Annotated in this window: 4 protein-coding genes and 1 pseudogene; all 5 read left to right on the forward strand. The window is 40.4% G+C overall.

The window, feature by feature from the left end; genetic code table 11:
* On the forward strand, window positions 1-325 hold a 325-nt coding region (locus PHO71_RS23465; RefSeq protein ID WP_300208275.1), incomplete at its 5' end, for a hypothetical protein.
* Window positions 322-642, forward strand: coding sequence for a hypothetical protein (locus PHO71_RS23470; protein ID WP_300208276.1), 321 nt, complete (start codon window positions 322-324; stop codon window positions 640-642). The genes PHO71_RS23465 and PHO71_RS23470, both read left to right, overlap by 4 nt.
* A 63-nt stretch (window positions 643-705) precedes the next feature.
* Window positions 706-1,359, forward strand: a complete 654-nt coding sequence (locus PHO71_RS23475; RefSeq protein WP_300208277.1) for a hypothetical protein — start codon at window positions 706-708, stop codon at window positions 1,357-1,359.
* 8 nt (window positions 1,360-1,367) lie between these two features.
* The gene (locus PHO71_RS23480) at window positions 1,368-2,327 is read left to right on the forward strand and encodes a leucine-rich repeat protein (RefSeq protein ID WP_300208279.1); all 960 of its coding nucleotides are present in this window, start codon (window positions 1,368-1,370) and stop codon (window positions 2,325-2,327) included.
* A gap of 308 nt (window positions 2,328-2,635) precedes the next feature.
* A pseudogene (locus tag PHO71_RS23485) lies at window positions 2,636-16,443 on the forward strand (hypothetical protein); the annotation flags it as partial.

Genomic DNA, 16,443 nt, shown 5'->3' on the forward strand with positions numbered 1-16,443 from the left:
TGCTAATGCCGAAATGAATACAATCGAAATCAGGTCAAATGCGGCAGTTTCAATGGCATTTTCGATTGATGGCGAAAATCAAACTGCTCCGCTCGAAGGAGAAGATGTTTCCGCTTTAATGGTCAAAGAGGAGTCGACAGTGAAGACCTTTGGATTTCAAGCGACGCAGTTGATGACCGTGTTTATATTGCGTCATATCCACTTTCTTTTCATATCTCGGACGTATCAAATCTTGGAGCCGAAATGGCAAATCTTCAGATTTCCTTTGACAGCATCAAAGTTCGCAAATATCAAGGAGAAAATCTTGTTATTTTTGAAACTTTGAATTCTGAAACGACAGTGTTGCCTGAAGACAGGTTTACATGGGAGATTGTTTGGGACGATAATGTTTTCGGTCCGTACGGTGAAGCAACAAACAATTTTTATATTCAAAGTGGAGACCCGACAGTTTATATGCAACTTCCCTACAGGCAAACAATAAATTGCACTTTCAATATCGTATATTTCGGTCAGGAAAATTACTGGGAAGAAAATTACCGAACCACACCAACATTGACAGAATATGAACCTTGTCATTATTCGTCGGATACTTACAAGGGCTGCGAGTTTGAATTTATCGTTAAACTCGAAGTTATGGAATAAAGAGGAAGAATGAAAAAAATATCATTAATAATCGTAATAGTCCTTGCAATAACCGTGATCGGAATGACCACGGGTTTGTCTTTTGCTTGGTTTGCATCGGAAGAAAGAATGAATTCGACAATCATTCATCAAGCAAACTCTCCATCTGCAAATGTTGAAGTCATCAACGTGTCGCAAACAGGGACACTTGCACCTGCAATACCATTTGTTGATAGTGACGGAGTGCCTTCATATATTAGTGATCCGTCAGGTTTTGAAACCTATGTCGCAACTTATGGATTGTTGATAGCAGGCGGAAATATGATAGACACCGCAGCAACAATCGTTGAAGTTTCAGGGCAGTTTAAGTATGAAGGAAAAGACGACAACGGTCTTGATATCGGCACGAGAACATTGGTTGTTGAGCTGGTCGCACAAAACCATACGACAGCCGAACAAATAGCAAAATCAAATTTTTCAACTGATTTTGTCGCAGATGACGACAATGATGATGAAACGCCAGCTTGCATAGTCAGCAATGATTCAGACAGAACAAACTATACCTCCGGTTCAACTCCATATTATGGAGTTCATGTGATAACAGTCACTCCCGCAATATACGATACCGACTGGTATTGGTTCACAATAACAATATATTTCTCACAAATCGATGATGAAATGGACACATCTCTCAATGGCACAATGATTGATTTTACAATCAACATAATAGCCCCGTAAGGAAGAAAATGAACAAAAAACTCATCTTCATCTTAATAGCAATGATTTGCATTTTGGCAATTGTTATGGTGTTTGACACCGTGACAGTGCCTACTGCTGCTATTTGGGTTGATGAGGGTAGCGCAAGTGGCACGGCAGATGAAATACCTGCAAGCTGGAATGCAAATCTCAAATATATGTTGTTCCAAATTGTTTTTTCAGACGGAAGTTTGAATGATATACAATCAACCACATCTTTGCTTGAATATGATGAGGTTGATGGCCGCCTTGAATTGATTTCCGATAATACAGTTTATGTCACGGGCATGGCATTCTCTGGCTACACGGGCGCACTCGCTAATGTATATATTCCGTCAACAAAAACCATAACGGTTTCTAGTGTTGAGTACGCAATCACCGTAAGCGAAGTCACAAATACTGCATTCGCAACCAGTTTGAATTTGGTAGAATCTATTGTTTTCCCGTCAAGTGTGCACACGATTGCAGCAAGCACCTGCGCGCGTATGACAGTGCTTTCAAGCGTGACATTCCAAAGTGAAAACAGCGCGGATTATTCGCTTTCAATAGGTAACAACGCATTCTTGAGTTGTTCTGCTCTTGAAACTGTAACTTTCAACGGCGATTGGAATGTTGCTTCAACAATCAGCATAGGCAGATACGCATTTATGGCTTGTTCAACAATGAAAGAAATGTGGTTTAACTCAACCACAACAACAGTCCCGACTTTCGGTACTTACGCTTTCTTCGGTACGGCAACAACTTTCAGAGCGTTCATGCTTGTAACAAACAGAGCATCATATACAACTGCAATCGGAGCAGCAAAATCTGTTGGTTTCTATGATGTGACAACAGCGGGCGTCAACCTTACAACAATCAACGGAACACTCACATGGTATGTCGATAAGGCTTGTACAACTACAGTTACAACACCGACAAATGTTGACGAAGGCAGATATTTCGCAAAATAAAATAGAAGTCCTCGTGTTAAGTTTGCGATACTAATTTATGCTTAAAAGAAAGCAGTATTTCAAAAAAAAGATAGGATGAAATGATAATAAATCGAAACATAAAACAAATAAATTTCCAAAAGAAAAAACTGAATATGAGATGAAAAATATTGAGACAAAACAAATAAAAAAGATGAATGATTTCCACAAATGAACGCAAAAGTAATATGAGCGGTAACAAAAAAATGGTCATTGCAATATGATTTTATAGATGGTATAATAAATTATGTAAGTATATATTGTGCGTACACACGCACGAGAGGTGGAAAATGGAAAAGCAAAAAAGATTCGGTAAAGTATCCCATCATCAACAAAAACTTGGGATGAATTTGCCGGGGCGCTCGCAGGAGACAACAGAATCAAAAGTTTCAAAGTGGACAAAAAGATGTTCACTTGCTTTGCTGTTCATCCTCATGCTTTCTATTTTTACCGTTGGAATGATCGGTGGGGGATTTTCAATAACAGATGAAAATGAAAATTACAATTCTACTAATGTTGCAGAAGCATCAGGAGGAAGTTCTTCAACATTGCAAACTTTTTCGATGGATTTAACAGCTGGACAGATAGTTTATAATTTCACACCAAATGGAGCAAGCTATGGCGACTCGTGGGGTCCTGATTCCTTAAGTCCAAGCGGATCTTCAGGGCAGATGAAAAATGATCCTGGAATGCACAACGGAAAAGATTATACTACCATGTGGGTTGATATTGATTTGGGAGCAACCGCAACTTCTTTGCTTGCAAATGGACTTGCAACATTATCATGTTCGGCAGTCGGTTATAAATCTAGCAATACAAGTGGTGGATGTTATGTTTCCATTCAATCTTCGTCAAGTCAATTTACTCAATATGGATCTTCTTACTCAACAGCCTATTCTGCATCACAATCAAACAGTATTACTTTAGGAACAAGTGCGGCGACGATTACAAAATCATTTTCTTCAGGTCGTTACATAAGATTTTATCTTAGTGGTATGGATGATGGTGGCTGGGCGACTGGCGAATGGGGTTGGATAGAAACCTATAATATGAGCATGACTTTTACGTTAACTGCTTTTGGTACTTCAGATGTTGGTTCGTCAGGTGATCCATTTATAATATCCTCATTATCTAGATTGCAGAATTTGCAAACGGCAGTTAATACCTGCGGTTGGACAATGAGCAACAGATATTTTCAACAAACAACAAATATTTCTTCACTTAATTCAATTTCTATCGGAACAAGTTCATATTATTTCCAAGGTAATTACAATGGGAATAGCTACACATTATCTGGTCTAAGCATAAGCAACACAACATCATATCAAGCCTTATTTGGTTATACAAGCGGAGCTACAATAAGCAATCTTACTATTTCCGGTACTGTAGGGGGAAGCGGAAATGGTCGTGCGGGATTTGTTGGATGTGTAAAAGGTAATACAACTATCGAAAATTGTACTAATAACGTTAATGTTTCGGGAAATAGCTATGTAGGAGGTTTTGTAGGTGATGTATGGGGTGGCACTGCCACTATATCCGGCTGCATAAATAACGGCTCCATAACGGGAGCAGGAGATGGCACCGGAGGTATTATCGGCTATGTTTCAAGTGGTTACACTGCAACAATACAAAACAGTGCTTCGCGGGCGACATCAAACTCTGGAACAATAGTAAAATCAAATACATCAAACGGCACTGGCGGTATAATTGGTTATGTAAACGGCACTGCTACCGTCGGCGGGACAACAGCAAATACTGGGTCAGTTTATCAGTCAGCAATAGGTAATGGCGTAGGTGGTATAGTTGGTTATGTGAGTGGAACTTGCACAGTTCAAGGTAGCTCTGCCGCATCAACAATAAATAATTCAGGAGCAATAGGTTCAGCTTCATATAGCCCAGTTGGTGTTGGAGGCATTGTCGGATATGGTAGCTCCAATACATTAGTGAAATATTGCAAAAATACAAATAATGTTTACGGTGCAAACGGAACAGCTGGTATTATTGGTCAAGCTATTGGCTCAAATGTTTCTTATGTCAACAACTCGGGCGCGGTCACTTCAACAGGAAATTATGTTGGTGGTGTTTTGGGCGCTCTCGCGATAGGTGGTGCAGACTTACTAAGCTGTATAAATAGTGGAGCGGTAATCGGCGTATCTTATGTCGGTGGAATTGTTGGCGAAACCAACGGTATCACTTTCTCGGGCTCAGCAATAAATCAAAACTTGGCTGGAGGAACTGTCAACGGAACTTCATATGTTGGAGGCATTGTTGGCCATGCATTGGGAGCATCATCAGTCAATGGCGCAAAAAACTATGCAACAATTACAGCCTCAAGTTCTAATTCCGGGGGAATAGCTGGATATGTAGAAGCAAGTAGTACAGTTTCCAACTGTACCAATTCCGGAATGCTAAACGGTTATTCGTACGCAGGTGGAATAGTCGGTTATTTGACAGCTTCAACTGTAAGCGGTTGCGCAAACAGTGTGGCTGTAAATTCAACAGGCGACAATATCGGAGGAATTATAGGCGGTGCATTGTCTTCCTCTTCAATAACGTCAAACACAAATACAGGCGCGGTAACATACACGGGCGCAAGCGCCTCTTATGGATATTCAACAGGCGGAATAGTAGGTTATTTGAGCGGTACATCTAGTGTAGTATTATGTTCAAACGAAGCGACTGTAGCATCTTCTCAAAAAGTTGGAGGAATTGTTGGTTATCAGTTAAGCGGTACTACAATAAGCCAATCTAAAAATTCGGGGAATATTACTTTATCATCAGTTGTCAACAGCACATTGAACAATCGCGCGCTTGGCGGTATAGTCGGTTATTCTGATGCCACTGCAGTGGGTAGCATCATAAGATGCTTAAACACCGGAAACATTGTCAAAAACGGAGCTACATATGCAGGATATGCTGGTGGAATCATCGGAAATTACGCAGCAACGGCAGCGGCTAGTGGAGTAGTGAATAAGTGCTACTCAAATGCAAGTGTTATTGAAGCTTCAACAGCCATAGGTGGTATCGCTGGAACATCGACAGCATCCGCTTCTTATAGTATATTTACGGAAAGTTGGGCATTTATAACATACGTTGGTTCGACGGGAGTCGCCACGCCAACCGTTACAACGGCAGCATCAGATGATACAGGAAGATATTTTGTTCGCGAAGTTGACACTGACTGCACAACATCTGTGTGGGATTTAACCAATTTTGAAGCTGCAACTTATGCGGCAAGTCCAACAAATATTACAGATATTTTGTTCAGTTTGACTCCTGATGAAGCTTGCCAAAACGGATACTATTTCAGGCTGGTAACAAATAACGGAACTCTTGTGGGGACTTCTGCGTTCACCTCAAGCTTTGACACGGAAACTAAAAAAATAACCTTGGTTGAAGGTTCTGTTAGCGCATCAAACCCTGTTGCATATGGAACAAGCACGGGAATTTATCATATTGTGATGTCCTATCAACCGCTAGAACTTTTTGCCAATACAATATACAATAGAGCAGTTCAAACGATGCCAAGTGTTTTTGAGCAGACGGCTTCAAGCTTAATTTCTAATTGCGGAACTGATGGCGTAAATATATATGATTTTACTTACTACAACTATTATCTTGATGCGGCGTGCATGATGCTCACCGAAACAATAGTTGCGGGTGCAAGCATTGCGGGCGGAGCTCCGATGAATGTCAACCGTTCAGAACTAAATGTGGTTATTCCGTATGGTGTTGTGGTTGGGGTCTATTTGCCTAATACTTCTACCTATGTTGGGTTTGCCAATACCGAATTCACAGTAAATCCAGTCCCGCTTGCTTTGATTGAAGATCCTGATGCTCGCGCTGCCTATACATATAATGGAAGATTGCAAGCTGTTGGAGCTGCTATCATTGGTATCGATGGCACAGACGCATTGTATGCCGCATTGCCTACTGCATTGAAGACATCAATAACATCAGCCTTCAATACAGAATATGATTTAGGTTTGGTTGAAGCAGGCGCAGATATGGTGGACTATACGACAGTTATGTTTGCAGACACAAGTGATGTAAATGCTGACTGGCGTTCTGATAGACTGCCGGGCTCAAGTGGATATGGGCTGACAATGCCGGTTCAAATCGATGATGTTGGAACTTACATTATTATTCCGAGAGGCTCAATTGCAGGAAATGGCATTAACAATTATGAGGTCACCGAAGACAATGGACTTTCCACAAATACCAATGAGTATACTGTTACTTTGATGAAAAAAAGCATTACGCTTTCTGATTTCATTCAACATCTATACGCTACCAATGTTTCAAATGATATAGATTATACAATTGGCAATTTGATTTTGGGCAAATACTATGACAATCATTTGTTTTCTGCCCCTGAACTCTTCAATCTTGCCGTATACAATATGAACAATACTCATATGTACGATGATGATTTTTACAATGGAACAGACAACTATCTAAGTTTTTTCAATATTTCATACGAATGGAGTGAGATTTTACCTTACACGACTTGGTCGTCATATTTGCCTTCGTCATATTCAGACGGCTTGAATGGGGACGACTATGCTTACAATATGTCGCTACAAATTACTGTTGCAATAAATAATGTTTATTATGAATACAACACAGGTTCGGATTTCCGTTTGCAAGCTCGTGATAATTTCAACTTTGGATACAATTCAAGCAATATTGACTATTATTATATGCGTTTGACATTGGCACACTCAGGCACTCATGTTGTCGAGTATTCAGTTGACGGTTTGGATTGGACAACCTCCACAACAAGTGCGATGAGCGGGTATTCAACGGGAGCTCCAGTTTATACTGCATATGACAATAGTACAGTCACTCTTTGGTACACAAGCGGCGGAACAAAAGTAAACTGCACACCGCGTTACTTATATTCAACGATAAAAGACGTAGGTTATGGTTTCAATACATATTCAACTCCGCAATTATATTTTGACAATGCTGCCGATGCGGTAGGTTTAGATTATAGACCATCGATGCGTTGGGGCGCAACGGACAATCCGTATTGGGTTTTGAATGCCGCTCAGTTGCAACTTATAGCAGACACTGTAAATGGAGCAAGTGCAAATTCTGTTCAAACTATAACGGCAGTGAATTCTGGTTATTACGGAATAAACTGGTTTAGTAAATTTGGTGTTGAACAGATAAATAATTATGATAACTGGCGTTCTGAAGGAGCTATTGCAACTGCAATTGATTACACTGGTGCTATTTTCCGCATGAAGAATAATATCGGAACAGTGACAGCAGTTACTTTTGCCGGTACTTCTCAAAATCCAATTGGAGTTTCAAGTAGCTATTATTTCTCTGGAATATTTGATGGAAACGGATACACCCTGACTGTTAATAACTCGAGAAACGTTGACTATAGTGGCTTATTTGGATACACAATGTACGCCACAATCAAAAATTTGAGTATAGCGGGAAGTGTTACAGCTTCTTCCGGAAACTACATCGGCTCGATTGTGGGCTATTCTGCTTACTCAGATTTTGAAAATTGTAATGTAACAGCAACAGTCAATGCAAGCGGGAGCTATGTTGGTGGATTGATAGGTTATCTTTATGGCGGTGCAATGAGCACAACTGTAAAAGATTGCCAAAATCTAAATACAATATCAGGCTATGCTGTCACAGGCAATGATTATGTCGGCGGTTTGATTGGATATGCTTACGGCATTGCAACAATAAGCGGTGAAATCACAAACAAGGGAAATGTTACTGCAACAAATGCAAGCGGATATGTTGGCGGAATTATTGGAACAACAAATTCGCCAAGTACAACCATTTCAACACTTACAAATGCAGTCAATATAGGAAAGGTTGACGGCTTTAAGTATGCAGGCGGAATCGTCGGCTATCTTGGCGGCAGATGGAAATTGTCGTATTGTTATAATCAAGGCGATTTGTTGCTCACCTATTCATCTTCGACAACTGTTGGAATTGGCGGAATTGTTGGTTATAACAACAGTAGCATTAGTTCGACAGGTGAATCTTCATCTATAACGTATTGTTACAACGAATATATTCCTAGTGTTCACGGACTTATCTCGAGTACTGGATTTGCAACGACCCCAATCACTATCGGTGGACTTGTCGGTTCAAGAGCTTCAGGAGATGGCTCGCCTCAGATATTTAACAGTTGGAATGTTTACAACTGCACTCAGGCTCAAATGACAGCACTTGGTCACAACACCGGAAATTATGACGACGGCGGATATGTATACGGCAAATTCATTCTTATGTCGCAAGGCGACAATGTGAATTCTTATGTTTACGGAATGAGCTATGAAGAATGGATTCGTGTTGTTGGGAATATAAAAACAAATATCAATGACAATGGAGACAGAAGCGCAACGGATCAGTATGCTTGGGGCTCGGGCGCTGTTGGTCTAGGTAATATTTACTTCAAACTTTCTGCAGCAACTGGAACATACGTCAGAGTATCAGTTTATGGTGGTTCAAACTTCGCAAACTCGGCTGTCTTTATGCTTGACGTCACAAAAGGTGACCCGAACACTACAGGTGATGATGAGACCTATTGGACAGGCAATAGCAATTCACTTGTTTGTATGTATATTCAATCAAAGGCATCAGCTGCAAACCTTATTGTTGGTTTTGGTAGTGTTGCGGCTAAAGACCCAATGTTTATAGGTGAAACATACTATACAGAAAATGATATGCTACAGTTGCTAACTGCACCAGCGTTTAGTGAAAGCAGCGCATATTTCAATATGAGTGATGGTGTCAGAAGAACATACATTACCAATATCGCACAAATAGATGGAGAAGATGGAAATACAACTTCATGGGATAAAGGCGACACCGTTAGCTTTACCGTTTATATTTATTATTACTTCCAGCAAGTAGCCGCAACCACCACATATTATGATGGTTGGGTAAGAGATCTTCAAAACGGAACACATATTTACAATAGAACAACCGGTGAATATGAACCAAGTGCAAGCGGCGAATATATATTTGTCGAAGATATTGGAATGCAAGAAGGTATTTGGGTCGGGCAAGCATCATTCACGCTTGAAATTCAAAACCTTATTGTTGAGTTCAGTTATACAAACTTTAATATTGTTGCCGAAGACGGTACGAATGTTGATATAGGTGGCGATGGTTTCAGCAAATATTACGACAACTACAACGGTTTTTATGGTGTAATTTCACAACCTTCTCAAGGCGATGATGACAGATATCCATATGGTGTTTTGACAACTGAAGTAAAAGCATATTTTGACACCTTGACTATTACCGTCCAGCAGGTGGGTTCGTATTATCCACATTATGCAAAGAGTTCAAACTCATGGGTTACGTCATCCTACTTTGCCACTTCAAATCACAATGACAGTATATATGGCGCGACAAAATATGTTGGCGACAACTTATATGTGTGGTTCTGTATTAGTATCACATCGACACAGTTGTCTGAATATGAGAATATTACGTTTGCAAATCCTAATGCTACAACGAGTGGAGTCACATGCACTTCTGGCGACCAGACGTATATTTGGGTCTGCACCCCGACTGCTGTCGCTTCAATTTTGCAGCGTCCTATTGTTGTCACACCAATCATAGAAACAAAAACTTATGATGGCTTGGGCTATACGGAAACCTACTCAAGCGGAACTTACGGAAGCACAAAAATTGGCGACTCTTATGATGGAAACAGCGCCGCATATTACAAAGCGTCAACAAGCAACTTGCAATATGTTGTTTCTTATCCGCGTTACGCAAGATTCGATGGCACAACAGGCGGCGGAATAACATATCAAAATTCAGATACAAATTTATTGATTTCGAGCATCTCAAGCACATTGAAAGGTACTTTTACTATTACAGAAATGGATATTGAAAGCATAGTGATAGCAAGCGGTAGCACGAGGACAGACTTGGAAGCATTGGTTGAAGCAGGTACCGCAACAGTTGCAGACTATTATTCCTATCTTTCTTCAACCGGAAGTGTAGTTGAGGGTCAGCATAGCGATAAAAAAGAAATTTATATTCCCGGCAAATATTGTTATTCAATAAACAATTTTGCAACAGCAAATGCCACAAATTACAATGTAATTTTCAACAACGGTTATGATGAAGACACTGGCAAATGGACAGTTGGAAGCGCATCGGGCACATATAGCTCAACAACAGGTCTTTGGGACGGCACTACAGCCACACCATATTTTGAAATTTCGGGTTGGCAAAGCTCAGATTATTCTTCAAGCTATATTAACGGAACAACAACCGCAAATTATGGAAGCACGAAACGTGCAGTTTTTGCAACAGCAACAACGGCGAATATCCTAAACGGTTCAAAAACTGGAAACCTAATCGTAAATAATGATACTGTTGAAAATGCATACCATTCCGATAAGATAACTACACTTGCTGCGGTTGGTGGCGATGAAACTCCTGAAAACTACGGCTATGGTCGAGGTTATAGCTTTGATTATAATATGGAGAGTGGAAATCTACTGAATTACTACTCTGATATGACTTATGGCATGTGGGGAGCTAGTGACAGTGGCTATGGTTGGAACTGCACAACCGACACTGTAACATTTTGGCTTGACGTATATTTCAGTGGAGATCTTCTCACACAAGCATTGAAGGGTACTTTGACTGCGGCTGTCAACGTTCAGACTTATTCAGGTTATTCAAATGATATGACATACATTGGAATCGGTGTCATAGGCTACAGCACATATCCGACAATGACGTATGATGCAAGCGGAAATCTAATCATTCAGAATTGTACATCTGAGGATAATCCATTGAACGGAATGGATTCATATCGTGAATCAAACGGTGATTTGGATTACACTTCCGCATATGCCTGCTCGACCTTTATTCCTGCCGGAGCAAAGGGCGTACGCCTTATTATGAGAATTGTTGCAGATGGCGATATGGCAGCTATTTTCCATGAATTGTATCTGACTTTCAAGACACAATTTACACAAGCAAACTATAATACCGGAATTACTTTCGGAAATACAACTTCAAATAGTTCACAGACCTTTACAACAACAAGCAGTGCAAACGGTTCAGGTACAAGCATTGGATATCAACAATGGAATTATTCTGCGCCTTCAGCAGTTAAATACTATCTTTCAGGTAATGGACTTGAATTTGATAACTCATCAGGTAACCGTGCGACTATGGGTGTAAACGCTACATTGTCATCAGTAATTACAAATAGCTCCAACTGGAATGCGGGCTACGCTTTGCGACTCACACTTTACGCTACAATCGGAACAACAGGAAGCGCGGATTATATAACTATAGGCTTGAAAGCAGGACACACTTCCACTGCTGACGGAAATATGAGTTTGGATAATACGATTTATTGGAATGGATATTATCGAAGTAATGCAACCAATTCAGCGTCGGGTGACAACAACTATGTCCAGAACTGTATTTTAACAAAATCGATGTTTCTCTCAGGTGGATTGTTAGCTTCCACAACCGATAAATTCACAGTAATATTTGATGCTACCGCGGACGGGGGTATGGGTTTTTCTATAAAGACTATAAATATAGCTTGGAAATGGATACTTCCGGTGCAGGCTCCAGTCACAGTGTCATCTTCTAATACTCTAGCAAATGGAGGAGGATGGAACTTAGGAGGAAATGTATTAGGAGCGGTGCCTCCGGATGACAACTGGAATGTTTGGCAAGATGACCCGACGAATAATGAAGGATTGTGGAACTTGAATAACACAGGAAACATCTTTTATTTGGGCAACAATCACACAACAGGTTATAGCTTGATAAATCAAGATAATATTTATACCGTACTTGGTGTCGACTTAGGTTGGAGGAAACCTGGTGTCGGCTTCCGAACTGACACTTCATATACTTATGGAGTTATGGCTTTAAGCTTTAATATGACCAATGTCGGCACAAAACTTCAACAAAATCTAGGGAAGTCGCTTTCAGATTATAATATGCGAATCAGCTATTACGGCGAAGATAAAGCGGTCAATAGTACAGCTGACTCAACAAGAGTTATAGCATACCCGGGATTACAATATGGAGCAAATTCCAGCTTGATTGAGGCTAATAATTTCGGTGTTGATGAAACCTCAGTATCTCGTTTAGGTTATGAATCAGCAAATGACAGAGAAGGTCACAGCTTTACTATTTCTCTTGCGGTTGTTGCTGAATACAGCAATCTGTTTACTCTGTTTGTCTTCTTTGATCCGGGTTCATCAGGATTGGATTGGTATATTTACAATTTGGAATTCAACCTTGAAGAAGGCGGTGTCCAAAAGCCAACCCAAGCATTGGTCGCAAAAGCAAGCGACACAGAAACAGGTTCAATTTCTACCGGCTATACAACAGACGGAAGCAATTACACTCCGCTTGGCTACAATGCAATTTCAGTCATCAATCAATACACAACATATGGCAAGACTGGCGACAAGAGAAGTTATCTATGGGGCTCAGGCATGAGCGCAATGACATACAACGCCACAAACGGTATTGGTTATGCTTACACAGGTGGAGATACTGAACTGGAAAATTCCGGCTATGCTCAAATGGGGACAAGTGTTTATATCGATACGCAATCAACTGATAATGATGGGAAATCTCTGATTGATTATGCCAACGAAGGGCGATTGCGAATAAGCTTTGAGGCAATTCTATATTCCACAGGAACGGCAGACACTATAACTGCGGGTATTTATAAGCGGGGAATGCAATTAAGCTCGCAATTTTCTCCGATGCTGAATACTTCATTAATCCCGGATAACTTATCGATGTCAACCAACACTATAGGAACATCACTGAATTACTATAGCTATTATTACTATCCTTACGTAGCATACAACTCATCAGGATTGCCGATTACATCTTCACAAAATACCTTAACACAAGGTACGGGTATTTATTCAAATTACTGGGGATTCTCTGTATTTTTCCAGGACTTGACAACGAATGCTTTAGAAATGAGAGTGAAATATCTTAATATCAAAATTGAAGTAATGAAAGATTTTGAATATGACAGCATTTCATATCTAGACGATTATCTTGACACAACAATTCAAAACACTGCGCAAGCTAGCTGTTCCACATATGTGTTTGACACAAGAGCAGCTTACTATAGCTCAAATTCAGCAACGGCGCTAGCAGATGGAAGTACCTCAAGTGCATATTCCCGTTCATACACAAAGGCATGGGGCTTCTACAATTTAGAAGATCAAAACTGGTGGATTGCATCTGCCGCTCAAAATGCGGAACTAACGCATAATGTTTTGACTTATAGCAACTATGGGACTGAATACACCAATTCATTAGCGACAGGCGGCGATACAAAAATTGGATATGGATATGAATCTGCTCTAGGAGATGTTGTCACTGATACTATAGCAGGAAGTATTGGCAGTATTTATACTGCGCCAAGTCAAAACGCTACAATTGGAATGAATGTAGACTTGACAGACAGAATGTGGCGATTGCTTGAAGACGGAAAAACTAGCGGTGTACAGGTGACGTTCAGCTGGTCAGGTATGCCAAACTACAATGATAAAGCAGATACTACAGGCACATATATCAAGACTGGCTTGAACACTTTCTATGCAGGCTGGAGTGATAAATTGTTCACTTCTGCAAATTTAGCATGCTATGCAGATAGAACTGCTACGGCAGAGTTGAGTGCAGTCACCAACACTCCATACAGCAACACGCGTCCATTGACTTTGGTTACAGAAAATATGGTTGTGAATGGCACTGGCGCTGTGACAGAGACAAATGAAAGAATTGTTCAAACTTACGGCGTCACAACAGGCACCAACTATATTAATACTACAGATGTTAGCTTTACAATTTCTATAGAAAATTTGATACAGTATGCATCATCTTCTCACGCATTTAGTATTTACTTTAGTTCGTTGGCATACAATTCGCAAAACTCTATGTATGTTTGGGATGTGTCTGTAGAGCTCATTCCTCTAATGGGAAACACAGTTGATACAACTTCTGCTTTAACACAAATTACTGATGATAGTTATGCGCCAGATAGTCCTGTCGGTGTTTTGCCATACGTTTTGGACGGACAAATTGCAAACTCACTTGAAATCGCCGATTACGATGTTGATGGAACAAGTTACAACAACAACGACTATGGCACAGGTATTGGAAGTGGAAAAACAAATTATTACTACAACAATATGTTCTACTATTCATTAGGAAGAACATCAGTTGGCGCCTATACGGAATATACAATAGAATTTAAAGATATCGAATCAACAATGTGGGGCTTTGAAGTTTGGCTCGGTGATTACTTTACACTGAAAACCACCACAGAACTTTTGAATTACACAGGAGCGCGATTCAAATGGAGTGGCTCAGCATATGTGTACGATAAAGACGGTATGTATGTGCCAACTTATCGCTTGAATACTTCAATAAGTGATTGTCTTACTGACTGGTCAGATCAAGATGATTCAGAAATAGGGAATCAATGGGCTACTTTATCAAATAGTGTGTATTCTGCAAGTTATGAAGCTCTACGCGAAAACTTCAATGGGAACTCGCTTATTGTTGATGCCAAGTGGAACGAAAACGAAGCTCAATATGAGGGCGATTACACCGCAATGTATGCAAGTATGTCTTTGACTTTAGTTTCAGATGCACTTGAACCAATAAGGATTTTAGGCTTCAACAGTATGGGTATGACTTCTGCAAACCCGATTAGTTTGTCAACGAGTCGTTATGATGGTACAGCTCCGACAATGCAAGTGAAGACTGTTACAAGAGCAACTTCGGATGAAACCAGTTATTATGACCTCAACGCTAATGGTGTTTATGATGAGGGCGTCGACAGCTTGAATTTGAACAATGTGTTTTTATCAAGCGCTGTTGATGTCTACAACGCATCAATTTCTGCGAATGTCTACAAATCATCATGGTTTGTACCTGGAAAGAATACACTCATAGCAGAATTCACCGATATCGGAATCACTGACGGCGAGGATGGAAGCATATCGTCAGGATTAGGACTCATGATGCCTATGCGTATGGTGATGACAGGTGATAGTGCCACGCAAAATTATGAATGGGAACTTGATGTCGACGAATCGCATGCATTTAACGGTTCGTGGCAGTGGTACAACTCAACAGCTGGGCAATGGTTGAGCATAGGAAGTATGACAGGCACTTACGCATCATACTGGTACACAAATAATAGTTTGGATTCTACGCCGAATAGTAGTTTATTGGATGCAACAGATCCGACTGCATACAATATTGATTATTATGATTACGGTGGAATTCGTACTGAACTGACATCAACAGAAATTGCAACTCAGTTGTACTTGAATGAAATATATTTGTTGACGAAATATTTCGTAAATGAAGTAAGAGAAGAAGTTTCACACAGCACAGTAAACGATGTGGCGGCGGTGCGTGTCCGTTATGTACGCAACTGCACAGAAAACAACACTTTCTTCTTTGCGGCATATGATGCTTCAGGAAATATTGCCACAGACACATCTGGACAAAATAGTGCCTTTATGTCAACACTTTACGCATATAAGAGCTATAACAGTGGTGCATACAATATTGACCATACCGCTTCTATAACAGCATCTCCAGTTTCATCCGTTACCGGTTATGTGCGGAATATAGCGAATATTTATCAAGAAGCTGTGACAGTTTCATACTATAATATTTCAACAAGCACGGCATTCTCATCGAGCACAATTACTAGCGGATTACTAGATACCCCTTCTGCAACGTACACATACACACCGCAGAACGGATATATGTTTGTAGGTTGGAATTTGAACACTTCGCAATGTGCAACAGTGCTGGGTGCGCCTAACTATTTAAGCGGCGCCCGAGTGCGTAAAATATCAAATGCCTTGACTTTTGATGCAACTTATTATACTTACTATTTGAGCAATAAACCTCATAGGCAAACCACGACTGATACGAACAAATTGATGCCTGTTCAAAAGGTGGCGCAGATAACTGCAACGATTTACTGCTATATGGCGCCTATAGAGCTTGAAATCACAGAATCAGGAAGTTCGTCAGTAGTTTTGCCAGGATATGGAGC

The sequence above is a fragment of the Bacteroides sp. genome, assembly GCF_028690125.1.
Taxonomy (GTDB): Bacteria; Bacteroidota; Bacteroidia; order Bacteroidales; family Bacteroidaceae; genus Bacteroides.